Source organism: Halovivax ruber XH-70 (assembly GCF_000328525.1).
Lineage (GTDB): Archaea > Halobacteriota > Halobacteria > Halobacteriales > Natrialbaceae > Halovivax > Halovivax ruber.
Genome location: NC_019964.1, coordinates 1,360,103 through 1,384,431, shown reverse-complemented (window position 1 = coordinate 1,384,431; position 24,329 = coordinate 1,360,103). Strand labels below are relative to the sequence as shown.

Genomic DNA, 24,329 nt, shown 5'->3' with positions numbered 1-24,329 from the left:
GACTATGCGACGTGATCCCGTTTCAACGTTTCCCTCGCTCCCCGAGGAAACCAATCTTCAGTTTACTTCGGGTTACAAAACTCTTTACGGGTGTGGAGGCATGTCACAGGTATGGACTTCGAACTCACCGACGAGCAGAAACAACTTCGCGAAGAGGTTCGACGCTTCGCGGAAAACGAGATCGCCCCCGTCGCCGAGGAGTACGACGTCGAGGAAAAGTACCCCCACGAGATCATCGACAAGGCCGCCGACATGGGCCTGCTCGGGCCGCACATCCCGATCGAGTACGGCGGCGCCGGCTACGGCTCGCTCGAAGTTGCCATGATCGTCGAGGAGTTGTTCGCCGTCGACGCCGGTATCGGGCTCTCTATCATCTCCACCTCGTTCGGCTGCGAGTCGATCATGCACTTCGGTACGGACGAACAGAAGGAACGATTCCTCGAACCCGTCGCCGCTGGCGAGGCGATCACCGGTGCCGCAATCTCAGAACCCGACACCGGGTCGGACGTCTCTTCCGTCTCCACACAGGCGGAGAAAGACGGCGACGAGTGGGTGATCAACGGCAACAAGATGTGGATCACCAACGGCTCCATCGGCGACTTCTTCGTCGTCCTCTGTGAAACCAACCCAGACGCCGAGGGCCGCTACAACGGCTTCTCGCAGATCGTCGTCGAATCCGACCGCGACGGCTTCGAGGCCGACAAGATCACCGGCAAGCTGGGCATCCGCGCCTCCGACACCGCCGAGCTCATCTTCGACGACGTCCGCGTCCCCGAGGAGAACCTGATCGGTACGCAGGACGCCGCCTTCATGCAGCAGATGCAGTTCTTCGACGAAACCCGAACCGCCGTCGCCGCGCAGGGCGTCGGGATCGCCAAAGGCGCACTCCGGGCCTCCCTCGAGTACGCACAGGACCGCGAACAGTTCGGCCGCCCGATCTCGGACTTCCAGGCCATCCAGCACAAGATCGCCGACATGGCCACCGAGGCCGAGGCCGCCCGGAACCTCACCTACAAGGCCGCCTGGAAGGTCGACCAGGGCGAAGACATCACCAAGCTGGCCTCCATGGCCAAGGAGTACGCCTCCCGCATCGCCGTCGACGCCGCCAACGAAGCCGTCCAGATCCACGGCGGCGCCGGCTACGTCAACGACTTCCCCGTCGAACGCTTCTACCGCGACGCCAAGATCACCCAGATCTACGAGGGAACCACCGAAATCCAGAAGAACGTCATCGCCCGCGAACTGCTCGGCAAGGGCGCGTTCTAGGAACCAACCTTTTGCGCTGCGGGCCGGCTTCGCCGGCCCTCGGCAAAACGTTGATGAAAAGCACTCCTCCCCCACCTTCGGTGGGGTCGTCGGCCCGCTCGCAGACAGTGTCTGCTCGCGGTACAACGTGCTTGTTGTAAGCCAGCCTTTCCCCGGGGAGCGCGCCCTCACTCCCGTTCGGACGCGCTCCCGGCCACCGGAATCGCTTACGAGTCGCTATCAGAGTCCGTATCGGTGCCGTCGCTGTCAGAATCAGTGTCAGTGCCGTCGCTATCAGAATCCGAATCACTCCCATCACTATCCGAGTCTGAATCTCCGTCGTCGCTGTCCGAATCCGCATCGCCGTCGCGGACCGAGGCGCGAGCGGGTGGGTTCGATCGGGTCGTTGCGGTGCCGCGTTCGGCCGACTGCGGATCTGATCGCCGGGCACGGTTTGCGGAGCGTTCGTCGGGTTCGAAGTCCCGCTTGGCCGGCGTGGACCAGCCGATCGAAAAGAGGACGATCGGTGGAACGACGTACGACGCGATGGCCAGAAGCGCGAACAGTGAGTCCACGAAGACCAGGATCCCAAACATAGCGAGTGCTGCGACCGAGAGGGCGTGGATCGGTGTCTCCACGTACCGCCGATAGAACTGCCAGAACTCCCGAAGGGTCCCGCCACCGGTGCTCGTAGTCACACCCAGTGTACGCTCCGAGGACTGAATTCGTTTCGGGTCCGCCGGATACGGAGGTCGACTCAGCTGCCCATTCGACGATGGTGGATAGCCGGTCAATCGTCGCTCGGAACAGGGCCGGACTGGCCTGCGTGGTCGCCGATCCAGGACCCCCTGTCGAAGTCGATCGCGTCGTTCCACGAGGCGACGAGGGTCGTCACCGCGAGATCACCACTAACGTTCGTCATCGTGCGGAGTCTGTCGAGGATCGGATCGACACCGGCGACGAACGCGACGACGGCGAGTGGAAGTCCCAGCTGGGTCAACACCATCGTGAGCATGATGAGGCCGGCCCCCGGAACGCCGGCAGCGCCGATACTCGCCAACACGGCGATGGCGACGACGGTTACCTGTTCGCCGAGAGTCAAGGAGACGCCAGCCAGATTCGCCGCGAAAATCGCTGCGACGCCCTGATAGAGGGCCGTCCCGTCCATGTTGATCGTCGCCCCGAGCGGCAGTGAAAAGCCGTAGACGCTCTCGTCGATGTGGAAGTTCTCGTCGGCGTTCGACATCGTGACCGGGAGGGTGCCGCTGCTCGATCGGATGCTCAACGCCGTGATCAGTGCCTCCTTCGCACCGGCGAGGAAGGCGACGGGCGACTCCCCAACCAGAACCAGAATAATCGCCCCGAGGTGAACGAGCAGCACGTGCAGCGTCACGGCGAGCGCCAGCGTGCCGATGAGGACGGCGAAGGTCGTGACAGCAGTCACGCCAGCCTCCGCGAAGACCGCAGCCATCAGGGCAAAGACGCCGATCACCCCGTACTCCATGACACCCCAGACGATCTTGAACATCGCTTCGGCACCCGCCTCGGCAACGTCGAAGATCGTTTCGATCCCCGTCCGGACTCGATCGCTGTCGGTGGTTTCTGCGACCATCGCCAGCGCCAGGCCGAAGACGATGACGAAGAAGATCGTCGGAAGGATCTCCGCGTTGGCCATCGACCCGATCGGATTCTCCGGAACGATACCCAGGATCACCTCCTCGAACGGCGGTGGTGACTGGGTGTCGGCTTCGCCCGATGTAAGTTCCAGTCCCGTTCCAGGACTGATCGTATTTGCCAGCGCGAGCCCGATGAACACGGCGGCGGCTGACGTGAGCAGATACAGGCCGACGACTTGCCCGCCGATCCGACCGAGTTTCGACGGGGTGAGTCCCCTGATCCCCATCAGGAGGGTGAACACGATGATCGGGAGGACGATCATACTCAGGAGTCTCACGAAGAGATCACCGAGCGGCTGGAGTTGTGTCGCCGGTGTGCCGACTACGAGACCGACGATCGAGCCGAGGACGAACGCAGCCCCGATTCGGTACACGATGGGAATCGACCGATACCGCGACCACGTCGCGAACAGTGTGGAACGTGACATTGCGTACTCGGCTCAGCGCATTCCGCGAAGTGTGTTATAGGCCACCATACGTCTCAGATGGTGAAAACCATCTGCGGCCGAATTCGGCGTCGCCCCGTCCGGACCAGTACGCGACAGATGGTCCCATCGAGGGGGAGAATCGAAAGGTACGTACCCCACAGGACCGTTCAGCTGGCAACCAGAATGTTCACCGACGAGGCTCACGGCGTGCTGCGAACCGATCCGGTGATGGCGGAGCTCGTCGAGACCTACGACCCGTACACGGAAACGGAGCGGGACGAGTTCGAGCGCCTCTGCGTCTCGATCATCAACCAGCAGCTCTCGACCGCGAGTGCGAACGCGATCAGAGGGCGGGTGTACGAGGTCCTAGACGACGAGATAACGCCGGATCGCGTGCTCTCGACCGCGGACCAGCCGCTGTTGGACGCCGGCCTCTCGGGGACGAAAGTCGAGTACCTGCGCAACGCCGCCCGCGCGTTCGACGAGACCGATCTCACCCGATCGGGCCTGGCCGACCACTCGAACGACGAGGTCGTCGACAGACTGACGGAGATCAAGGGAATCGGCGAGTGGACGGCGGAGATGTACCTCCTGTTCGTCCTCGAGCGGCCCGACGTCCTTCCCCTCGGAGATCTGGCGATACGGAACGGCATCCAGCAGTTGTACGGCGACGGTGAGGAGATGACGCGCGCGGAGATGCGGACCGTCGCGGACCCCTGGCGCCCGTATCGATCCGTCGGGACGCGATACATCTGGGCCGCCTACGAAGACGACGACTGACCGGGGTCCGGTGCTATGAGAACGGACATCGGTCCCACTCCGCTGGAACGCTGGTGAGGTTTTACGGTACCCGAACGCATTCGTCCGAACGATGGGACGGTTCACAGGGCTCTTCGAGCCCGAACGAGTTGGTATCGTCGGCGCCACGGACCGCGACGGATCGATCGGACGCGCGCTCGTGACGAACCTGGACGAACACTACGACGGCGAGATCGTCCCGATCAACCCCGGCCGGGACACGGTGCTCGGCTACGACTGTTATCCGGACGTCGCGAGCGCACCGTCGATAGACCTCGGCGTCGTCGTCGTCCCACCGCCGGCCGTCCTCGACGCGGTCCGGGACCTCGGCGAAGCGGGGACCCGAAACGTCGTGGTCATCACGGCCGGTTTCGGCGAGAGTGGGAGCGAGGGCGCGAAACGCGAACGAGAACTGCGTGCGATCGCCGAGGAGTACGACATCGACCTCGTCGGGCCGAACAGCCTGGGCGTCATGTCGACGCCTGCAGGCCTCAACGCCACGTTCGGGCCCGACATCGCCCGGGAAGGCTCGATCTCCTTCATGAGCCAGTCGGGGGCGTTCATCACGGCCGTCCTCGACTGGGCGAACGAGGAGGGCATCTCGTTCCGCCACGTCGTCTCCGTCGGGAACAAGGCGGTTCTCGACGAGGTGGACTTCCTCCGCGCGTGGGACGAAGACGAGGGCACCGACGTCATCGTCGGCTACCTCGAAGGGATCGAAGACGGCCAGGCATTCGTGCAGGCGGCCCGCGAGGTTACGTCAGAGACGCCGGTCGTCCTCGTGAAATCTGGCCGAACGGACGCTGGCGCACAGGCCGCCTCCTCGCACACGGGCGCCATCGCCGGCAGTGAGGAGGCCTACAGGGCCGGCCTCGATCAGGCGGGCGTGATCCGCGCGTCCACGGTCGAGGAACTGTTCGACTACGCCCGCGGCCTCTCGGGGCTCTCGACGCTGGAGTCCGAGGGCGTCGCGATCGTCACGAACGCCGGTGGGCCTGGCGTCCTGACGACCGACGCCGTCGGCGACTCCTCGCTCGAACTCGCGTCGTTCGAAGACGCCACCATCGGGGAACTCACAGATTCGATGCCCGAGGAGGCAGCCGTCTACAACCCGATCGACGTGATCGGCGACGCGGACGTCGACCGGTTCCGGACGGCGCTCGAACAGGCACTGGCCGACCCGAACGTCGGGAGCGCGATCGTCGTCTCGGCCCCCACGGCAGTACTCCAGTACGAAGCCCTCGCAGAGATGGTCCTCGACGTGCGCGAGTCGTACGAGACACCGATCGTGACCTGTCTGATGGGCGGATCGCGAGTCGATACGGCCGAGGGGATACTGCGCGACGCCGGTGTGCCGAACTACTTCGACCCCTCACGGGCGGTGGCCGGTCTCGACGCACTGGCTCAACACGACGAGATCACCGGTCGTGCGGCGGACGACCCGACAGCATACGACGTCGACAGGGAGCGCGCCCGATCGATCCTCGAACGCGCTGCGGACCGGACGGACAACCGCCTCGGTGTCGAATCGATGGACCTCCTCGACGCGTACGGCATTCCGACGCCGACGTCGGAGATCGTCGACGACCCGATCCGGGCCCGCGACGTCGCCGAAGACATCGACGCCGACGTGGTGATGAAGATCGTCAGCCCCGACATCTCGCACAAGTCGGACATCGGCGGCGTGGCCGTCGGCGTTGCAGTCGACGAGGTCGAAGACACCTACGAGGACCTCGTCGCTCGCGCGCGAAACTACCAGCCGACCGCGTCGATCCTCGGCGTACAGATCCAGGAGATGGTGGATCTCGACGCTGCGACGGAGACCATCGTCGGGATGAACCGCGATCCGCAATTTGGCCCGCTGTTGCTGTTCGGTCTGGGCGGCATCTTCGTCGAGATCCTGGAGGACACGTCGATCCGCGTCGCCCCCATCGGGGAGACGGAAGCCCGGAGCATGGTCGACGAGATCACGGCAGCACCGCTGTTGCGCGGGGCTCGCGGACGGGAACCCGCGGATATCGATGCCATCGTCGAGACGCTGGGACGGCTCTCGCAACTGGTCACCGACTTCCCCGCACTGGTGGAACTGGACGTCAACCCGCTCGTCGCCGGCCCGGACGGCGTGCAAGCGATCGACCTCAGGGCAACCGTCGACACGGAGGAACTATGACAGACACCGACACGACAGCCGAACGAACGGCGAGCGACGACGCGACGGATCGATCGAACGAAACGCGACACGACGAAGCGATGGACGGCCCGGACGACACACGACCCGACGACGCGACGGCGCGACAGACCGACGCACGAGCGGACGGCGGAGCGGAGACGCTGCTGATCGCCTCACTCGAGGAGAGTACTGGCAAGACGGCGATCACGCTGGCGCTGGCCCAGCTCGCGTCGGACAACGGCGAGCGTGTGGGGTACATGAAGCCGAAGGGCACTCGACTACAGAGCAACGTCGGGAAGACGCTCGACGCGGACCCCCTGCTGGCGAAGGAACTGCTCGGCATCGATGCGGACGTGTCGACGCTCGAACCGATCGTCTACTCACCGACGTTCGTCGAACAGGTCATCAGAGGTCGCGAAACCCCCGAAAACCTCCGCGAGCGCGTCCGCGAGGCGTTCGACGAACTCACCGGCGAAACGGACCGAATGTTCGTCGAAGGGGCCGGCGAGTACACCGTCGGGGAGATCGTCGACCTCACGGACGCCGACGTCGCAGAGCTGCTCGACGCCCGCGTGGTGCTCGTGGCTCCGTACGAACGTCCCGGCGACGTCGACGACGTGCTCGCAGCCAGCCGCGCGTTCGGCGACCGGCTGGCTGGCGTGATCTTCAACGACGTCGCGGACGCGGCGTACGACGACCTCGAGACCGACGTGGTTCCGTTCCTCGAAGGGCGCGGCGTTCCGGTCTACGGGATCGTCCCGCGAGTGCAGGAACTCTCCGGGGTGACGGTCGCCGATCTGGCTGACGAACTCGGCGCCTCCGTCCTCGTCGAGGAGGGGACCGACCGATACGTCGAGCGCTTCTCCGTCGCGGCGATGGGGGCAGACAGCGCGCTCAGATACTTCAGGCGAACCAGAGACGCTGCCGTCATCACTGGCGGTGACCGAGCGGACGTTCAAGCCGCGGCACTCGAAGCGTCCGGCATCCGGTGTCTCATCCTGACCGGCGGGCACCATCCATCCGGTCGCATCCTCGGCACGGCGACCGAACGGTCGGTGCCCATCCTGTCGGTGCAGTCGGACACGTTGACCACGGTCGAGCGCACGGAGTCGATCGTTCGGGGCGGACGCACACAGGACGAGGCCACCGTCCGGCGAATGCACGAACTGCTCACCGATCACGCCGCCGTGGCGGAGCTCCTCGGAACCGAGTGAGCCACCCCGGTGACGGCGCTCGGTGAAGCGACGAGCATACTGGATCAGTCGTCCGTCGAGACCTCTTTTCGGCCGGATACCGACTCAGGAACGAGTCGATAGTGCTGAAACGTAATTTCCCGCCGCGGCCGGTCGAAGACGTCGACGATCGGGATTTCGATCGCCCACATTCCCTGGATGGCGTCCGAGGCGTACGGCATCTCGGAGACGTCCTCCAACCGACCGGTCGCGACGACGCTTCGCCACCCGCTGTCTGACTGCTGGTGGACGACGAACGAAACGGGTTCTTCGACGAGCCCGTCCTCGCGTCTCTCGGCGGGTGACGAGAGGTTGAAGTAGAACGTTCGGTCGGTCGCGTTGTACCCGTAGGAGACCGGAATCGAAGCGGGCGATTCGTCGTCCGGCGTCGCGAAGGAGATGACGCCCGTCCCCCCGCGCCCGAGGAACTCGTCGATCTCTTCGTCGTTCATCTGGACCCATCGAAGCCCTTGCATGTGACACCCCACCACTCACAGATGGAAAATACCGCTCCACCGGACTCGCGACGGTGGCAGTGAAACGAACTCTCGACGGTGGCAGTGAACTGCGTTCTGCCGCGGAGTGTGACCCCCGTTTCATTGTCTCGTCGGTAGACGGGGAAATCAGTACGAAGCCGATGGACGATCCACCGCACGCGCACCCAACGGAGCAGGTCCTCGACGCGCTGGAGACGGAAATCGCTGGACTATCCACCGACGAGGCCCAACATCGACTCGACGCGTATGGCGAGAACGAGATAGTCCGGTCGGGCGGCCGGTCGCCGCTGGACATCTTTCTCGCCCAGTTCGACAGCGTGTTGATCTGGGTCCTGCTGTTCGCGGCCCTTCTCTCGACGTGGGCCGGACAGACCGTCGACGCGGTGTTGATCGTGATCATCGTCGGGGCCAACGGCATCTTCGGGTTCTTTCAGGACTACCGCGCCGAACGCAGCCTCGAGTCGCTGCGGGAGCTGGCGGCCCCGACGGCGACCGTCCGGAGGGACGGCGAACCGAGCGAGATCGAGGCGACAGAACTCGTTCCCGGCGACGCGATCGTCCTGCGGAGCGGCGACGTCGTACCCGCAGACGCCCGCGTCATCTCGGAAACTGATCTGAATGTCGACGAGGCGGCGCTCACGGGCGAGAGCGTCCCGGTTTCGAAGACGACGACCGCAGTCGAGGCGGACACGCCGCTGGCCGAGCGAAAGGGCATGGTCTACAAGGCGACGAACGTCACCCGCGGGAAAGGCGCGGCCGTCGTGACCGCTACCGGCATGGCAACAGAGGTCGGCGACATCGCCGGGGAACTCGCCGGAACCGAAGAGACCGAGACGCCGCTACAGTCGGAACTCGACGACCTGGGACGTAGTCTCGGGATCGGAATCCTCCTCCTGTCGGCGCTGGTCGCACCGTTGCTGATCCTCAGGGGCACCGGCGCGGTCCAGGCCGCGCTCACCGCCGTCTCGCTCGCCGTCGCCGCGATTCCGGAGGGGTTGCCCGCCGTAGTGACGCTGACGCTCGCCATCGGGGTTCGAGGGATGGCCGACGAGAACGCGCTGGTACGACGACTCCCAGCGGTCGAAGCGCTCGGCTCCGTCGACGTCATCTGCACGGACAAGACCGGGACGCTCACGAGAGGCGAGATGACAGTGCGTCGTCTCTGGGTAAACGACGCCGTCGTCGCCGGAGACGAGGTGACACACGAGACCGAATCAGCGGGGACACACGACCCGACCGACCGCGAGGCCCTGTTGGTGCGAATCGGGGCACTGTGTAACGACGCCACGCTTGAGGGAGGCGACCCGACCGAAGTCGCGCTCGTCGAGGCAGCCGATCGTCGTGGCCTGGACGTCGAGGGACTCCGGACCGCCCATCCCCGGAGCGACGAGATCCCGTTTTCCTCGGACCGCAAGTGGATGGGGACCGTGCACGACGACGTCGGCTACGTCAAAGGGGCCCCGGAGATCGTCGTGGAGAACTGTGATCGGGTGCTGACGGCCGAAGGAGCGAAAACGCTCACCGACGCTGGGCGCGAGCGGATCGCATCACGAGTAGAAGCGTTCGCCGACGATGCGCTCCGGGTCCTCGGGATGGCCACGTGCGAGCAAGTCGCAGACGCGGACGACCTCCGCGACGGGCTCACGTTCGTCGGGCTGGTCGGCATGATCGACCCGGCGCGCGAAGAGGTCGCCGATGCGATCGCGGCGACCGAACGCGCCGGCATCGACGTCAAGATGGTGACCGGCGACAACGTCCGGACGGCGACGGCGGTCGGCGAGACGCTCGGGTTCGAGTCGACCGTCCTGGAGGGCCGCGAGATCGAATCGATGGCCGACGACGAGCTCCGGGAACGGGTCGATCACGTCGACGTGTTCGCTCGCACGTCACCGGAACACAAGGTCCGCATCTTGCGCGCGCTCCAGGCTCGTGGTCACCGTGTCGCGATGACTGGCGACGGCGTCAACGACGCACCGGCGCTGAAGAACGCCGACGTCGGCGTCGCGATGGGGGTTCGCGGCACCGACGTCGCCAGACAGTCAGCGGACGTCGTCCTGCTCGACGACAATTACGCGACGATCGAGCGCGCAGTCGAGCGGGGACGGGCTATCTTCGACAACGTCTGGAAATTCGTCGCCTACCTCCTCAGCGCGAACGCCGCGGAGGTGGCGATCGTCTTCGTGGCCTCCCTGTACGGCTACCTCCTGCTTCCGGCCGTACAACTCCTGTGGATCAACCTGCTGACCGACGGATTACCGGCGCTGGCACTCGGCGCCGATCCCGGTAGTGAAGACGTGATGGACCGCCCGCCGCGCGGCGCGGGTCGCGGCATCGTCGACCGGGAGATGCTGGAGGTGATCGGTGCCACCGCCGCCGTGACCACGGTCGTCGTGCTGGGCCTCGCGGCGTACGCGCTCGGCGGCGCGTCCGAGACGACGGCGTACGCGATGACGATGGTGTTCACCGCGTTCGTGGTCGTCGAGTTCGAGAAACTGTACGTCATCCGCCGACTGCGCGAGACGCCGACGGTTACGAACCCCTGGCTCGCCGCCGCGATCGCCACGTCGCTCGTCGCGCAACTGGCCGTCCTCTACACACCGCTCAACCGGTACTTCGGAACGGTGGCGCTGGGGCCCGCGGACTGGGGGATACTCGGCGGCGTCGTGGGGCTCTGCCTCGTGGGCCACCTCGTCGTTACCGCAGCGCTCAGAAACTGGCGATCGGCGACGGGGTGAGCCGCTGCCGAGTGTTCGCTATCGGCCCGACTGGTCACGCCGCGCGACCGACACCGAGTATCGACCTCGACCGGCGCACGTTCCAGTGCCGACTTCACCCGTGTAATCACCCCCATAGACTATTTGTCCGAACGGTGTCGAACCCGGTGGAGGGACACCCAATGGACGCGTTCGTCATGGAAGAAGTGGGAGAAACCGGATTCGCGGAGAAAGAACCGCCCGAAGCGGGGCCAACAGACGCCGTCATCCGGCCGACGAAGGGGCTGGTCTGTACCTCGGACGTCCACACCGTTCACGGTGCGATCGGCGAACGAGAGAACCTGACGCTGGGACACGAGGTCGTGGGCGTCGTCGAGGAAGTCGGCGATCAGGTCGCGCAGTTCGAGCCGGGCGATCGGGTCGCCGTCGGCGCCATCACCCCCGACTGGGGGTCCGCCGCCGCCCAGGACGATCACCCGTCACAGTCAAACGAGGCACTCGGCGGGTGGAAGTACGCGAACGTCAAGGACGGAACCTTCGCCGACTACGCCCACGTGAACGAGGCCGACGCGAACATGGCCCACATCCCCGACGGCGTGAGCGACGAGGAAGCGGTCTACGTCACTGACATGATGAGTACTGGGTTCATGGGAGCGGAGAACGCCGATATCCCGGTCGGCGGAACGGTCGCCGTGTTCGCGCAGGGGCCGGTCGGATTGATGGCCACGAAAGGCGCGGAGCTTCAGGGCGCCGGGCACATCATCGCCGTCGAGACGGTCCAGAACAGACAGGAGCTCGCGCAAACCTACGGTGCCGACGACGTCGTCGACTTCGCCGAGGGCGATCCGGTCGAACAGATCATGGACCTCACCGATGGCGAGGGCGTCGACGCCGCGATGGAGGCGCTCGGAACGAGCGGGACCTTCGAGCAGTGCATCGAGGTCACCAAAGCCGGCGGCACGATCTCGAACACGGGGTACCACGGCGAAGGCGAGTACGTCAACATCCCCCGGGAAGCCTGGGGCGTCGGCATGGCCGAGAAGGACATCGCCACCGGCCTCTGTCCCGGTGGCCGACTCCGACTCCAGCGACTGCTTCGCCTGCTGGATCGCGACCGCGTGGATCCGACGCACATGACCACGCACGAGTTCCCGTTCGACGAAATCGACGAGGCGTTCCGCCTGATGGAGACGAAGGAGGACGACATCATCAAACCGCTCATCGACTTCGAGTAGCTCGCAGATCGCCGAGGCGGCCCGCCCCGATCGGGTGCGTCACGACGCCGATTCGAGGACGTCGACGCCGACCAGCGGATCGCCGGTGAGTGCACGGACGTAGGCCCCACCGGCGATCGAAACGCGGGAGAAGTCGGATTCGTCGAGATCGTACGCCGAGATCGATCGTGCGGTGTCTCCCCCACCGACGACCGAGAAGCAGTCCGCGTCGGCGATCGCCGAGAGAACCGCGACGGTCCCGTCGGCGAACCGCTCGTCCTCGAAGACGCCGAGGGCCCCTTTGACGAAGACGGCTTCAGACGTCGAAACGCGGTCGGCGTAGCGCTCGACCGTCTCAGAGCCGACATCGAAGAACGGAGTTTCCTTGGTGACCCCCTCGACGTCGACCTCCGCGCGCTCGCCGTCCGCGCCCTCGAACGCGAGGTCGGTCGGGAGGAACAACTTCTCGTCGTACGAGTCGTGCACGCGCTCGATAGTCTCGCGATGATCGTCCCACTGGTGGTCGAACAGCTCCGACCCCTCGACGTCGTAGCCGACGTCGTACCCCTCGGTCCGCAAGAAGAGTTCGCCGACGATCCCGCCCAGGCAGAACCGGTCGACGGTGTCGCCGAGACGTTCGACGACCGGGATCGTGTCCTCCGCCTTCGTTCCGCCCAGCACCATCGTCACCGGGCCGTCGAATGATCGCTCCCTGATGGCGGTGTTCGCGGTGTACTCGCCCTCCATCACGCGGCCCGCGTACGCGTCCATGACGCGGGGAAAGCCGACGATCGAGGCGTGCGAGCGGTGCGCCGTCGAGTACGCGTCGCCGACGTACGCGTCGAATCGCGGCGCGAGCGTCCGGACGAACTCGGTTTCGGCCTTGACGCCGGGATCCGCTTCCGGCAGTTCTCCGTCACACATCCGCACGTTTTCGAGGAGGAGCACGTCGCCGGAATCGAAAGCGTCGATCGCCGCGAGCGCCTCCTCGCCGTACGTGTCGGGAACGAAGTCGACCTCCCGCCCCAGATGGTCGCCGAGGATATCGGCGTGCTGATCGAGCGAGACGAACGTGTCTCGACCCGGCCGGCCCTGATGGGCCAGCAGGGCGACGGCGTGATCGTCCGCGAGCAGATCTCGAATCGTCTCCGCGTGGCGGGCGAAGCGACGGCCGTCCTGGACGACGCCGTCCTCGACCGGAGCGTTGACGTCGATCCGGACGAGGAGTCGTCGGCCCGGTTCCAGGTTGTCGATCGTTCGAAACGAGGACATTGGTATACCGACACGGAACACGGGCAGATGCTTAGATAGCGGGGGCACTGCGTCGGGAGAGACGACAGGGTCGCTGCAGCGGTTTCCGTTACACGCCCCAGAAAACGGCGATGCCGGCGGTCGTCACGACCGCGAGCAGGAGCTGGAGCGGCCCGCCCACGCGGATGAAATCGGCGAACTGGTACTTTCCAGGCCCGTAGACGAACAGGTTGGTCTGGTAGCCGACCGGAGTCATGAACGCCGTACTGGCTGCGAAGGTCACCGCGAGGACGAACGCGAACGCGTTAGCGTCGATCCGGGCGGCGACGTCGACCGCCACCGGGATGAGCAAAACGACGCTCGCCTGATTGCTGACCATGTTGGTCATGACCGCCGTAAGCACGTAGAACAGTCCGAGCACGCCTACCGCCGGCAAGACATCCGCACTCGAGACGACCATCGCACCGAGGACGTCCGCGCCGCCGGTCTCGGCCATCGCGTTTCCCAAGGGGATGACGCCGGCGAGCAGGAAAATGACGTCCCACTGCACGGCCTCGTAGGCCTCGGCGGGCTTGACGACTCCCGCAGCGAGCATCACCACGACGCCGGCCAGGGCTGACACCATGATGGGGAGGACGCCGAGCGCGGCCAGTCCCACGACGGCGAAGACGACGGCGATCGCGATGGGCAGTTTCGACCCGCGGAACTGCTGGAGTGCGAGATCGCCGGCGACGATGACGTTCGGGTCGTTGGCGAGGCGATCGACGGTTTCGGCTTCGGACTCGATGAGAAGCGCGTCCCCCGGGCGGAAATTGAACTCGGGCAACCGCTCGTGGGTGATCTTGCCGCCGCGTCGAACGGCGAGCACACGGGCGCGGTACGCGTCGGAAAAGCTGGCGGAGTCGATCGTTTCGCCGATCAGGTCCGACCCCGCCGTGAGGACGATTTCGACGAGCGTCCGCTCCGGCGGGAGCGCCTTCAGGTCGGACTCGGCCGTGACGCCGGGGACGAGATCGATCCCGTCCACGTCGAGCAGCGTCTGGAGCGCGTCGTCGGTGAGCCTGACCGTGTAGACGTCGCCGCTCCGGACGGTCGTCGATAGCGGCGGATTGAAACTGTACCGATCGTCCCGGATGAGTTGGGTGACCTCGGCCTCGAAATCGACTTGCTCCAGGGCCTCCCGAACCGTCAACCCGACCGCGGGGGAGTGTTCGCGAACGACCAGTTCCGTGAGATACTCCTCCTTGGCCGTCGTCGCCCGGTCGCTTCGCGGCGTCACGTGGGACGGGGCGAGCCAGTATCCGACCGTGAGTAGGTACGCCGACCCGACGAGAAACACGATGACGCCGAGGTGCGTGAACTCGAACATCGAAAAGGAGCGATCGATGTAGCTCGCGGAAAGACTGCTGGCGACGAGGTTGGTAGACGTCCCGATGAGGGTGAGCATGCCGCCGAACATCGACGCGAACGACAGGGGCAACAGGAGCTTCGACGGGGAGGTCCCGTTCTCGTGAGCGAGGTCGTTCACCATCGGTACCAGCACCGCGACCGCGGCCGTGTTGTTGATGAGCGCCGATAGCGGGCCGACGATCCCGATGGTCGCGCCCAGTTGTCTGTACTCGCTCGTCCCGGTGTAGGACGCCACGATCGTCTGGAGCCGCTGGATGAGACCAGTTCGACGGACGCCCTCACTCAGGATCATCATTGCGAGGATCGTGATCGTCGCGGGGTTGGAGAACCCGGCGACACCGTCGCTCGGCGAAATGCCCGTCCACGGACCGAGCACCATCAGCGTCACCATGATGCCGATGGCCGTGACGTCGATGGGGACCGGTTCGGTGACGAACAAGACCAGCGCAACGGCCACGATCAGAAAGACGAGCAACGCCCCGGTCGTTAGCGTGGCCATCGCATCGAACGGTGTTCCACAACGACGCCAAAATAGGTTCTCGTGCCATCACGATACCATCACCGGGACGTGAAGATTCGAATCAGAATTTGTTCCGCGCCGGCCCCCGAGCGGGCGATATCGGTCGGGCACTGCCCGGACGACCACGCAGCATGTTGGCGCTCGATCAGTGGGCGACGGCTGCACCGGTTGCGACGTGATCGCCTTCGCTCGCGACGTAGGCCGCGAGATCGAGCATCTGTCGCGAGAAGCCGTACTCGTTGTCGTACCAGACCAGTATCTTCAGCATGTCGTCGTCGACGACCATCAGGGACTCCAGATCGACGTAGGACGGAATCGGTAACCCGACCACGTCCTGCGAGACGATCTCGTCGTCCGTGTATCCGAGCACCCCTGCGAGTCTCCCGTCGGCCGCCGTCCGGATCGCGTCGGCGACGTCGGCTTCGGTGACATCGGTTTCGAGATTGAGCGTGAGGTCGGAGATGGAGCCATCCGGGACCGGGACACGCATCGCGCGCCCGTCGAACGTGCCCTCGAGTTGGGGCAGGATCTCGGTGGTGGCGATCGCAGCACCCGTCGTGGTCGGGACGATGTTCTCGGCGGCCGCCCGGCCGCGACGACGCTTCTCGAGCGGCCCGTCGACCAGCCCCTGGCTCCCGGTGTAGGCGTGGACCGTCAAGAGGAGTCCCGAGTCGATTCCGAATTCCTCGTCCAGCACTTGCATAACCGGGGCGACGGAGTTCGTCGTGCAGGAGGCGTTCGAGACGATGGCCTCGCCGTCGTACGTCTCGTGATTGACCCCGTAGACGAACATCGGAACCGGTTCGTCGCCCTTCGGCGGCGCCGAGATGAGGACCTGATCGGCGCCGGCTTCGAGGTGCTGGGCCGCCTCGTCGCGAGTTCGAAACAGGCCGGTCGCCTCGAGGACGACGGACGCGCCGAAGTCGTCCCACGGGATCTCGGACGGATCCGGTTCGGAGCACAACTGGACCTCCTGTGACCCGACGTACATGGTATCACCCTCGCGGAAAACCCCGTCGAGACGCCCGTGAACCGAGTCGTACTGGAGCAGGTACGCCATATCGTCGTCGTCCATCACGTCGTTGACCGCGACCACGTCGAGATCGTCGTGCTCGAGCGAGGCACGGAGTACGCTTCGACCGATGCGCCCGAAGCCGTTGATGCCGATTCGAAGCGGTTCGCCGGATTCTCCGTGACTGTCGTTCGTACTGGCGCTCATACTCGATCGGACATCGCCACCGAGTAAGATTGTTGGCCCTCAAACCGTCTCATCGGAGAATTTCAGGCTCGAAAGAGCGTCTACGGCACGAGCACCCGGCAGGCCTCACCGGAGAGATCGTGCAAGGCACTCGGTGTACCTGACGTCACCGACCGCCAGAGATCGAATCGATACGCCGGAACGGGCATCCGATCGAACCCAAACTGGAGTGACACCAGCCCCGTATCGTCGAGACAAGAGAAAATAACTGGCCGACAATCCACCGTTACCGACAATGTGGCCCACAGTTACTCGTGATTTGGCCCACGTTTACCCGCGCACTGGTCTTCAACGGACGACCGTACGCCACTGGTGATTTAATACACAGAAGGTGGGCAGCGATAGGACATGAGCCGCTCCGGCGTGACGCGAACGATCGATCACGACGAATTCGATCCGATCGGGACGCTGGCCCTGGTCGTCCTGTACTTCGTGGTCCTCACGGTGATGTGGCTGTTCACCTACTTCGTCGAGTTTCTCGGGCACGGACCCACGGTCGTCGGATTACTATCTCTCGGCTAATCGGTGATCACAGATGCGAATTCACACGTACGAGAAACTGTGGCTCGCCGGATCGTTCGTCCTGATCGTTGGGTTCATCGTGACGATCACGTACGGATCGGTCGGGCTCGGAATCACGATGATCGACGACGAGGCTGACGGCGTTTCGCCCGACGAGATCCCGTCCGACGAGCGGTTTAGCGACCCTCGCGTCGAACAGGTCGGCGAAGATGAGTACGAGGTGTACGTCGTCGCGATGACGTTCATCTTTCAACCCGACCCGATCGAGGTGCCGGCCAACTCCGAGGTGACGTTCTACGTGACGAGTCGCGACGTGATCCACGGCTTCGAGGTAGCCGGGACCAACATCAACTCGATGGCCATTCCCGGACAGGTGGCGGAACTGACGGTCGAGTTCGACGAACCCGGGACGTACGGCATCGTCTGCAACGAGTACTGCGGCCCCCAGCACCACACGATGGAGGGGTCGCTGGTGGTGACGCCCGAATCGGAATTCTCGCAGACGGAACTCGAAGTGAACGCGCCGGAGCAAGTCGCACAGGGCAACGAGATCGACCTCACGGCCACCGTCTCCAACGGATTGCTCGAAGCGCGCGAGTCGACGGTCAACGTCACCGTCGGCTCACAGACGACCGAACAGTCGATCACCGTCGACGGCGAGAGTAGCGAGAACGTGTCGGTCACCGTCGACAGCGACGAACTGGGCCCCGGTGAGCACGACTGGACGGTCAGCGTCGACGATCAGGAGGACACCGGGACGATCACGGTCGGGAACGAAACGGAAACAACCGAGTCGGTGCCTGCTTCGATGGGAATCGAAACAGCATCGGGGACGGTGACTCCGATGGACACAGCGGAAGCAACCCGTAGAGGTGCCCACCCATGACGCGCCTCTTCGTCGACGAGTATCCGGGACAGGCACGACTCGTCCGGGCGGCGTTTCTGAACTCGTTCGTCGCACTCGCAATTGGGGCGACATTCGGACTCATTCAAGCGTTCCACCGGACCGACATCTATCGATTTTTGCCGTCACCCGACTACTACACGGTGCTGACCGGGCACGGCGTCTTCCTCGTGATCACGTTCGTGATCTTCTTTCTCGTCGGCCTGTTTCACTGGGCGATTACGGTGAGTCTCGGGAGAGGGCCGCTCGACGAACGCCTGAGCTGGGGCTGGTACGGACTGATGTCGATCGGAACCTTCATCGTCGCGGTGTCGATTCTCGGCGGCTTCCTCGAGGAACCGCCTGAAGTGCTGGGGGCGCCGTTGAGTTCGGACGTACTCTTTACCTTCTACGCGCCGCTTCAGGCCAATCCTCTGTTCTATTTGGGACTGATCGTGTTCTTCGCCGGAACCTGGCTCGCCGGAGCCGGCTGGTTCCGGACGTGGCTGGCCTGGAAGGGGGAAAACCCCGGCAAGCGGATCCCGCTCCCGGCCTTCATGGTCCTGACGACGATGATCATGTGGTATCTCGGTTCGATCGGCGTCATCGTCTCGCTGATCGCCTTCCTCGTGCCGTGGTCGTTCGAGATGATCCCCGGTGTGAACCCGTTGCTGACCCGGACGCTGTTCTGGTTCTTCGGGCACATGGTCGTCTACTTCTGGGTGTTGCCGGCGTACCTGCTCTGGTACAACGTCCTTCCCACGCTCTCGGGCGGACGGTTGTTCAGCGATCCGCTCGCACGAGTCGTGTTCATCCTGTTCGTCCTCCTCTCGACGCCGGTCGGCATCCACCACCAGTACATGGACCCCGGCATCGCGGAAGGGTTCAAGTTCGTCGCGATGACCAACACGATGTTTTTGCTGCTACCGAGCCTCTTGACGGCGTTCACCGTCGTCGCGAGTATGGAACACGGTGCTCGCCAGCGCGGCGGCAAGGGCACGTTCAGGTGGATTCGGGCCTTGCCCTGGAAAGAGCCAGCGTTTACCGGCATGGCACTCGCGGGTGCGGTCTTCGCCTTCGGTGGCTTCACCGGTATCGTCAACGCGGGGATGAACATCAACTACCTCGTACACAACACGCTGTGGATCCCGGGGCACATCCACACCCAGGTGGGGACGGCGACTGCACTCACGCTCATGGCCGGTTCGTACTGGCTCGTCCCCCAGCTCACCGGAAACCGCCTCGTCGGCCGGCGAATTGCGCTGGTTCAGGTCGTCACCTGGTTCCTCGGCATCGTGTTCATGACGAACGCGATGTACCGATCGGGACTGTTCGGCGTCCCCCGACGAACCGCAGAGCCGCAGTATAGCTTCGAGTACGACGTCGGCATCGGGTCGATGGGCGAACTGAACGCCCAGATCGCCCTCGGTGGAACCCTGCTCTTCGTCGCCACGGTACTGTTCCTCGGCGTCATGCTGCTCACAGTTCTCAATCGAGACAGTGAACCACTGGTGGACGGGACGATTCCGCCCGCACTGTCCGGACCCGAGGATTCCCCACGGATCCTCGACAATCTGAAACTGTGGGCGGCCATCGCGATCGTCCTACTCGTTCTCGCCTACGCCCTCCCACTCGCAAGCGTGATCCAACAAGGAGGACTGCACGGACAGGACATCAGGCCCTACCCGGTCGTTCTCTCCCTCGTCGACGCCGTACAGCACGTCGGAACGATCCTCGGAGTGGCTATCTACTGATGCGGACCACCCCAGCGAAGCTGTTGATCGTCAGTGCACTGCTCCTCGTCTTCCTCGTCGAGGGACGGACGGTCCTCGGGTTCTTCGGCGTCGAGATCTCCCCGCTCGAAACCGTCCTCGTCGGCCTGATCGTCTTCGCCGTGCTCTTCGCCTGGGCGTTCGCCCCACGTCGCGGCGAGTGACACGATCGGCGCCGACCAGTGCGACCCGGCGAACGGAGGGGATTACTTCACCATCTTGGGTGGTCTAGGACGAGCCATGTTCGAATCGCTCACCCCACGGACGACGCTCGTCCTCGCGTTACTCGCGCTCGTCCCGACGATCGTCTGGATGCTCACCAGGTCCGGGCTCGGTGGTGCCATCGCGTCCGTCAACGTGGTCCTCATCGCGGCGTCGATGTACATCGCGCTGTCACCGATCGACACCTCACACCGACCGAGCGATCACGCCTGACCGACCCCTGCCGCTCGCGGGGCGATTCGAACGTGACGGTGTCGATCGAGCCCGCTGGGAGGTGCCGGTGGGATATCCTTCGAGGTCACAGCTTGCCCCAGCATTAAGCCCGCTCGGGTGGGAGCGGTCCTCTGTGACGCCTCCGATCCGACGACTCGTGCTCGACGTACTCAAGCCACACGAACCGGATATCGCCGAGTTCGCACGCAGTGTCGCCGACCACGCCACCGTCGACGCCGTCAACGCCGTGCTGGTCGAGACCGACCGGAAGGTCGAAACGATCAAACTGACGATCCAGGGGACTGCCGTCGACCTGCCCGCGATCGGCGAGACGATCGAAACGTTAGGCGGGTCGATTCACTCGATCGACGAAGTCGTCTGCGGCGAAGCGCTCACCGAACAGAGTCCGACGCCGCAAGATCGGTGAGTCAGCGGTCGCCCTGGACCCACGCACCCGTCTACCCGTGATCGAACGAATTCGTGATTTGCTGGGCACGGGCGACGTGGCGTCGATCTCCCGACGGTACTTCATCTCGAACGGCTTCGACGGCACACTGACCAGCATCGGTATCGTCGTCGGCGCGTACCTGTCTGGCGTGACGGACGGCTTCACCGTCGTTCAGATCGGCCTGGGTGCAGCCGTGGGGTTGGGGACGTCCGGCGTCTGGAGCGTCTGGGAGATCGAACGAGCGGAAAAACAGGCAGAAATCATGACTATCGAGCGGGCGATGCTCACCGAGCTCACGGACACCAGGGTCCAGCGGGACCAGATCGCGGCCCGAAAGATCAACGCGGTCGCGAGCGGAATCGGCCCGATCATTGGTATCTGCTGCCCGCTTGTCCCCTTCCTCTTTCATGGCACTCTCGTCACGCTCCTCGAAGCGACGGTACTCGCAGTCGGAATCGGCGTCGGACTGTTGTTTATCTTCGGGGCGTATCTGGGATCGATTTCGAAACAGAACTGGATCGTCGCCGGACTCCGGATGGGACTGGCAGGGGTCGTCGTGGCGATACTCAATCTCTTCTTGCCGGGGTGATCGACGAAACAGGAGTCAACGCGACTTCCCGCCGGAACACGGCCCGGTCACTCTTCGGCAAAGTCCCGATCGTCCCCGTCGATCCGCCGCGCGACGTCGACGCGATAGTGCGAAAGGATATCGCGGCCGAGGATCACGGGATACTCCATGTGACTGCGGTCCTCGATGCTCGCGGTCACCGTGTGCTGATTGCCGCCGACGCCGACCACGACGTCGACGACGGGGCGACTCCGGCTCCCCTTCGAACTGCCCGTCCTGACCTTCGTGATGGACTTGATCGGCCCGGCGCCGATGTCGGCGGCGAGGCTAGTGTCGATGCTCGTCCGACTGGCGCCAGTGTCGGACTTGGCGACGATCGATTCGGAGCCACGGGTCCCCGTGAGGATAACCTCCTCGGTGTAGCCGATGTTGCTCGGCTCCTGCTCGTCGGCGACCGGCTCCGGCGGCAGGAAGGACGGCCGCGAGTCGTCCAGCGTTCGTGCGAGTCGATCGACGTCCTCGTCGTCCACTTCGCCGCCGACGCGCTCGATGGCGAGTTTTGCGATGGATGGCGCGGGACTCACACCCGTTGCCTCGAACAGCCCCTTGAATCCGGCCGTGGGGTTCACCTCCAGGACGAACCAGCCGTCGTCGCCTTCGACGATGTCGACCCCTGCGTAGTCGAGACCGATCGCCTCAGTCGATTGCAGCGCGATCTCTCGGACGCGGTCGGGGAGGTCGTCCGTGGCATCCTCGACGGAACCGCCGAGGGCGACGTTCGTCCGCCAGTCGTTCTCCGGGGCGTACCGGTACATCGCGCCGACGATCTCGTCGCCCACGACGTAGATCCTGATGTCCCGGTGCTGGCTCGCGTCGCGTTCGATGAGCTCTTGAAGGAACGCGTACCGGTTGCCGACCTTCGGGTTGACGCGCTCGCCCGGGCCGACCTTCCACGTGCCGCCACCGTGGGTGCCGATGGCGGTCTTGTAGACCGCCTCCTCGCCGAAGTCCGCACGGGCCTCGTTGAGGCGATCGCTGCTGAGCGAGAGGAGGACGTCGGGAACCGGAAGTTCGTGGGCGGCGAGGGTGACGGCCGTCGAGAGTTTGTGGAGCGCCGTCATCGACGCGGTCGGCGGATTGAGTGTCGGCACCAGCCGAGAGAGCGTGTTGACGATGCCGAGGGCCTCGCAGGGCTGTTCCGTGTTCGAGAGCAACAATCGGTTCGCGATTACGTCGACGGAGGGCTCCAGGCTGACGCGTCCATCTTCCACACCGATAGTCGTATTGTCCGCTCGAAGCCACTGCGGGCGATGGCCCAGTTCCTCGATCGCGTTACAGATCGCCTTCGTCTCTTTGCTCGTGTGGAGGCTCAACACCCCGACTGTGACCGGTTCGGAAGAAGTCATACAGAGATAACATCAGCCGATGCGAAAAGAGTTGCCACCTGCTTCGACGCGTGCTACAGACGCTGTCCCACGATGCCTGCTCACGACCTTCGGACATCACTGTCGGTTTTCCTGGGAGACAACCGTCGTTCGGTCATATATGACATCCAGGCACACACACACACACACACACACACACATACCGGCTGACAGTCCTACCCGAGTACTGCCCGAATCGATCGACGTTCGATCACCCCGCTGGCGAATGCGAGTGCGGTCCAGGAAACCACGCCGATGCCGATCGCAACCCCGAGTAGTGGAAGTGACGTGATCGGCGGCGCGACGACGACGATCGTCCCGGCCATCACGCCCGAGACGGCGACGACCCGGGCGGCGTCGATCGCTAACTGGCGCAGGTGCAACGATAACTCGTCGTGGACGACGTAGAGGGTGACCGAGACGTAGATCGCGTGTGTCACGACCGTGGCGAGTGCCGCCCCGACGACACCAATTGCAGGAATCAGCGCCACGTTGAGCGCGAAGTTACCGACCGAGGTCACCCCCTTCGCGATCGCTCGCTCGCGCGCACGACCGAGATAATCGAGACTGTCACTCGTCAGATTCGTGATCGTCTGCAACACCACGAATCCGCTGAGAAGGACCAGTACGGGGGCGGCGCCGGCGTACGACGCACCGAAGACGAGCGTGACGAGTGGCTCGGCGACGAGGGCCAGACCGACGGCGGCCGGGACGTACAGCGCCAGCGCGTTCCCCAACGCCGTCTCGTAGAGCGCTCTGACACGATCGACGTCACCACCCGCCTTCCCTTCCCCGAAGTTCGGCGAGATGACGAACCCGAGCGACTCCGCTGGCGCGAGGACGAAGTCGGTGAGCTGTTTTGCGAGTGTGTAGAACGCGACGGCAGTCGAGTTCAGGAACACCCCCACGAGGACGATGTCGATCTGTTTGTCGAGGACGTTCGCCCCACGCGTCGCGGTAAGCGGGACGGCGTAGCCGACGAGCCGACGAGCGAGGCCCGGTTCCATCTCCGCGGACGGTTCGTGTGCCTCGTAGACGAGCACGTACATGGCCACGAGGCCGAAGCCGGCGGCAATCCCGTACCCGACGACGTAGCCGACGAACGCACCCAGCGCACCGAACCCGGCCAGGACGAACGCGACGGCGAACACGAGTCGACCGACGCCGCCGAGCGCCCTGACGGTCGCGCTGTATCCGAGTCGGTTCGATCCCTGAAAGACGATCTCCGGAAAGACCGCGAACGACTTGGCGACGACGAGCAACGCACCAACGGCGAAAAACGGTTCCGCAGCGGGTTTCCCGAGCACCGAGGCGAGCGGTCCAGCGCCGACGAACAGGACCCCTCCCACGAGGGAGACGACGGCCAGTTTGTAGCCGAGTACGTGCCGCAGGAGGTGTGGGATCTGGCCGGGGTCCGTCTCGCCGTACTCGGCGATGTAGCGCGCGGCGGACTTCCCGAGTCCGAGATCCGCGGCCAGCTGGACGACCGCCAGCACTCCGATCGACCAGAAGAGCAGGCCGTACGCGCCGGGATCGAGGAAGACCCGGGCGAGCAACACCATCAACAGCGCGCTCGAGAGCATGTACGCCGCTCTGGCGACGAGCGTCGCGGCGAATCCGCGGACGATGTGATCGAGTGAGCGCATAGAGGCCACCAGCGAGCGTGCCAGCACAGACTGCCGTCGGCGACGTCGACCGGTTCGTCGAGCGGTCACAGAATTGTTATCTGGGCCGATCAGCGGGCAGGGAGAGCTTTCGAGGCCGAGAAAACCCACGTTGGGGCGACCTGCAGCCTACCACCACCAACTGGTGGCGCCTGGGCCGGTGGCCCGACACCCGCGCGAGGGTACAAGAGCGGACGAGG

At 64.6% G+C, this 24,329-nt stretch carries 21 protein-coding genes; 13 read left to right on the top strand and 8 right to left on the bottom strand.

Going from position 1 to position 24,329, the window contains the following annotated elements:
* Positions 1–111: 111 nt before the first annotated feature.
* Positions 112–1,266, top strand: coding sequence for an acyl-CoA dehydrogenase family protein (locus tag HALRU_RS06445; RefSeq protein ID WP_015300595.1), 1,155 nt, complete (start codon positions 112–114; stop codon positions 1,264–1,266).
* 206 nt (positions 1,267–1,472) lie between these two features.
* On the opposite strand, the gene HALRU_RS06440 is transcribed toward HALRU_RS06445, so the two are convergent.
* Both HALRU_RS06440 and HALRU_RS06435 read right to left on the bottom strand, forming a co-directional pair.
* Complete coding sequence (locus tag HALRU_RS06440) at positions 1,473–1,943, bottom strand: hypothetical protein (protein ID WP_015300594.1); 471 nt, start codon at positions 1,941–1,943, stop codon at positions 1,473–1,475.
* A gap of 92 nt (positions 1,944–2,035) precedes the next feature.
* Entirely contained in the window at positions 2,036–3,349 is a 1,314-nt protein-coding gene (locus tag HALRU_RS06435) for a dicarboxylate/amino acid:cation symporter (protein ID WP_015300593.1), read from the bottom strand.
* Positions 3,350–3,532: 183 nt separating this feature from the next.
* Between HALRU_RS06435 and HALRU_RS06430 the strand changes: the two genes are divergently transcribed.
* From HALRU_RS06430 to HALRU_RS06420, 3 genes are all read left to right on the top strand, one after another.
* Positions 3,533–4,129: a DNA-3-methyladenine glycosylase family protein gene (locus HALRU_RS06430; protein WP_015300592.1), complete on the top strand. Its 597-nt coding sequence runs from the start codon at positions 3,533–3,535 to the stop codon at positions 4,127–4,129.
* 91 nt (positions 4,130–4,220) lie between these two features.
* Positions 4,221–6,317, top strand: a complete 2,097-nt coding sequence (locus HALRU_RS06425; protein ID WP_015300591.1) for an acetate--CoA ligase family protein — start codon at positions 4,221–4,223, stop codon at positions 6,315–6,317.
* On the top strand, positions 6,314–7,531 hold the full coding sequence (locus HALRU_RS06420; RefSeq protein WP_015300590.1) for a phosphotransacetylase family protein: 1,218 nt from the start codon (positions 6,314–6,316) through the stop codon (positions 7,529–7,531). Before HALRU_RS06425 ends, HALRU_RS06420 begins: the two co-directional genes overlap by 4 nt.
* A gap of 44 nt (positions 7,532–7,575) precedes the next feature.
* Here the strand turns inward: HALRU_RS06420 and HALRU_RS06415 are convergent, their stop codons facing one another.
* Entirely contained in the window at positions 7,576–8,025 is a 450-nt protein-coding gene (locus tag HALRU_RS06415) for a pyridoxamine 5'-phosphate oxidase family protein (protein ID WP_015300589.1), read from the bottom strand.
* Positions 8,026–8,186: 161 nt separating this feature from the next.
* On the opposite strand from HALRU_RS06415, the gene HALRU_RS06410 reads away from it, so the two are divergent.
* Both HALRU_RS06410 and HALRU_RS06405 read left to right on the top strand, forming a co-directional pair.
* On the top strand, positions 8,187–10,781 hold the full coding sequence (locus HALRU_RS06410) for a cation-translocating P-type ATPase (protein ID WP_015300588.1): 2,595 nt from the start codon (positions 8,187–8,189) through the stop codon (positions 10,779–10,781).
* 161 nt (positions 10,782–10,942) lie between these two features.
* Complete coding sequence (locus tag HALRU_RS06405; protein ID WP_015300587.1) at positions 10,943–11,995, top strand: zinc-binding dehydrogenase; 1,053 nt, start codon at positions 10,943–10,945, stop codon at positions 11,993–11,995.
* Between the two features lie 39 nt (positions 11,996–12,034).
* Here HALRU_RS06405 and HALRU_RS06400 read toward each other — a convergent pair whose 3' ends face one another.
* The 3 genes from HALRU_RS06400 to gap all read right to left on the bottom strand — a co-directional run bounded on the left by HALRU_RS06400 (position 12,035) and on the right by gap (position 16,374).
* A complete protein-coding gene (locus tag HALRU_RS06400; protein WP_015300586.1) occupies positions 12,035–13,246 on the bottom strand; it encodes a phosphoglycerate kinase in 1,212 nt (403 codons plus the stop codon).
* 88 nt (positions 13,247–13,334) lie between these two features.
* Positions 13,335–15,134, bottom strand: coding sequence for an SLC13 family permease (locus HALRU_RS06395; protein WP_015300585.1), 1,800 nt, complete (start codon positions 15,132–15,134; stop codon positions 13,335–13,337).
* Positions 15,135–15,300: 166 nt separating this feature from the next.
* The gene (gene gap, locus HALRU_RS06390) at positions 15,301–16,374 is read right to left on the bottom strand and encodes a type I glyceraldehyde-3-phosphate dehydrogenase (protein ID WP_015300584.1); all 1,074 of its coding nucleotides are present in this window, start codon (positions 16,372–16,374) and stop codon (positions 15,301–15,303) included.
* A gap of 387 nt (positions 16,375–16,761) precedes the next feature.
* Between gap and HALRU_RS06385 the strand changes: the two genes are divergently transcribed.
* The 7 genes from HALRU_RS06385 to HALRU_RS06355 all read left to right on the top strand — a co-directional run bounded on the left by HALRU_RS06385 (position 16,762) and on the right by HALRU_RS06355 (position 21,062).
* The gene (locus tag HALRU_RS06385; RefSeq protein ID WP_015300583.1) at positions 16,762–16,935 is read left to right on the top strand and encodes a hypothetical protein; all 174 of its coding nucleotides are present in this window, start codon (positions 16,762–16,764) and stop codon (positions 16,933–16,935) included.
* Between the two features lie 13 nt (positions 16,936–16,948).
* A complete protein-coding gene (locus HALRU_RS06380) occupies positions 16,949–17,821 on the top strand; it encodes a cytochrome c oxidase subunit II (RefSeq protein WP_015300582.1) in 873 nt (290 codons plus the stop codon).
* Entirely contained in the window at positions 17,818–19,572 is a 1,755-nt protein-coding gene (locus HALRU_RS06375; protein WP_015300581.1) for a b(o/a)3-type cytochrome-c oxidase subunit 1, read from the top strand. Before HALRU_RS06380 ends, HALRU_RS06375 begins: the two co-directional genes overlap by 4 nt.
* On the top strand, positions 19,572–19,754 hold the full coding sequence (locus HALRU_RS06370; RefSeq protein ID WP_015300580.1) for a hypothetical protein: 183 nt from the start codon (positions 19,572–19,574) through the stop codon (positions 19,752–19,754). The genes HALRU_RS06375 and HALRU_RS06370 overlap by 1 nt, the downstream gene beginning before the upstream one ends.
* Before the next feature lie 76 nt (positions 19,755–19,830).
* Positions 19,831–20,025, top strand: a complete 195-nt coding sequence (locus HALRU_RS06365) for a hypothetical protein (RefSeq protein ID WP_015300579.1) — start codon at positions 19,831–19,833, stop codon at positions 20,023–20,025.
* 133 nt (positions 20,026–20,158) lie between these two features.
* The gene (locus HALRU_RS06360) at positions 20,159–20,452 is read left to right on the top strand and encodes a DUF211 domain-containing protein (RefSeq protein ID WP_015300578.1); all 294 of its coding nucleotides are present in this window, start codon (positions 20,159–20,161) and stop codon (positions 20,450–20,452) included.
* A gap of 40 nt (positions 20,453–20,492) precedes the next feature.
* Positions 20,493–21,062, top strand: coding sequence for a VIT1/CCC1 transporter family protein (locus HALRU_RS06355; protein ID WP_148680638.1), 570 nt, complete (start codon positions 20,493–20,495; stop codon positions 21,060–21,062).
* A 47-nt stretch (positions 21,063–21,109) separates the two neighbouring features.
* Here HALRU_RS06355 and HALRU_RS06350 read toward each other — a convergent pair whose 3' ends face one another.
* Both HALRU_RS06350 and HALRU_RS06345 read right to left on the bottom strand, forming a co-directional pair.
* Positions 21,110–22,447, bottom strand: a complete 1,338-nt coding sequence (locus HALRU_RS06350) for a RimK family alpha-L-glutamate ligase (protein ID WP_015300576.1) — start codon at positions 22,445–22,447, stop codon at positions 21,110–21,112.
* 194 nt (positions 22,448–22,641) lie between these two features.
* Positions 22,642–24,111 carry a flippase gene (locus HALRU_RS06345; RefSeq protein ID WP_015300575.1) on the bottom strand — a complete coding sequence of 490 codons (1,470 nt, stop codon included), beginning with the start codon at positions 24,109–24,111 and terminating at the stop codon, positions 22,642–22,644.
* Between the last annotated feature and the right edge of the window lie 218 nt (positions 24,112–24,329).

Coding starts and splice junctions, on each gene's coding strand:
- HALRU_RS06395 (WP_015300585.1), bottom strand. CDS start 15,134: ATGGCCACGCTAACGACCGGGGCGTTGCTCGTCTTTCTGATCGTGGCC.
- HALRU_RS06380 (WP_015300582.1), top strand. CDS start 16,949: ATGCGAATTCACACGTACGAGAAACTGTGGCTCGCCGGATCGTTCGTC.
- HALRU_RS06385 (WP_015300583.1), top strand. CDS start 16,762: ATGAGCCGCTCCGGCGTGACGCGAACGATCGATCACGACGAATTCGAT.
- HALRU_RS06400 (WP_015300586.1), bottom strand. CDS start 13,246: ATGTCCTCGTTTCGAACGATCGACAACCTGGAACCGGGCCGACGACTC.
- HALRU_RS06350 (WP_015300576.1), bottom strand. CDS start 22,447: ATGACTTCTTCCGAACCGGTCACAGTCGGGGTGTTGAGCCTCCACACG.
- HALRU_RS06365 (WP_015300579.1), top strand. CDS start 19,831: ATGTTCGAATCGCTCACCCCACGGACGACGCTCGTCCTCGCGTTACTC.
- HALRU_RS06410 (WP_015300588.1), top strand. CDS start 8,187: ATGGACGATCCACCGCACGCGCACCCAACGGAGCAGGTCCTCGACGCG.
- HALRU_RS06345 (WP_015300575.1), bottom strand. CDS start 24,111: ATGCGCTCACTCGATCACATCGTCCGCGGATTCGCCGCGACGCTCGTC.
- HALRU_RS06445 (WP_015300595.1), top strand. CDS start 112: ATGGACTTCGAACTCACCGACGAGCAGAAACAACTTCGCGAAGAGGTT.
- HALRU_RS06370 (WP_015300580.1), top strand. CDS start 19,572: ATGCGGACCACCCCAGCGAAGCTGTTGATCGTCAGTGCACTGCTCCTC.
- HALRU_RS06375 (WP_015300581.1), top strand. CDS start 17,818: ATGACGCGCCTCTTCGTCGACGAGTATCCGGGACAGGCACGACTCGTC.
- HALRU_RS06435 (WP_015300593.1), bottom strand. CDS start 3,349: ATGTCACGTTCCACACTGTTCGCGACGTGGTCGCGGTATCGGTCGATT.
- gap (WP_015300584.1), bottom strand. CDS start 16,374: ATGAGCGCCAGTACGAACGACAGTCACGGAGAATCCGGCGAACCGCTT.
- HALRU_RS06425 (WP_015300591.1), top strand. CDS start 4,221: ATGGGACGGTTCACAGGGCTCTTCGAGCCCGAACGAGTTGGTATCGTC.
- HALRU_RS06405 (WP_015300587.1), top strand. CDS start 10,943: ATGGACGCGTTCGTCATGGAAGAAGTGGGAGAAACCGGATTCGCGGAG.
- HALRU_RS06420 (WP_015300590.1), top strand. CDS start 6,314: ATGACAGACACCGACACGACAGCCGAACGAACGGCGAGCGACGACGCG.
- HALRU_RS06430 (WP_015300592.1), top strand. CDS start 3,533: ATGTTCACCGACGAGGCTCACGGCGTGCTGCGAACCGATCCGGTGATG.
- HALRU_RS06415 (WP_015300589.1), bottom strand. CDS start 8,025: ATGCAAGGGCTTCGATGGGTCCAGATGAACGACGAAGAGATCGACGAG.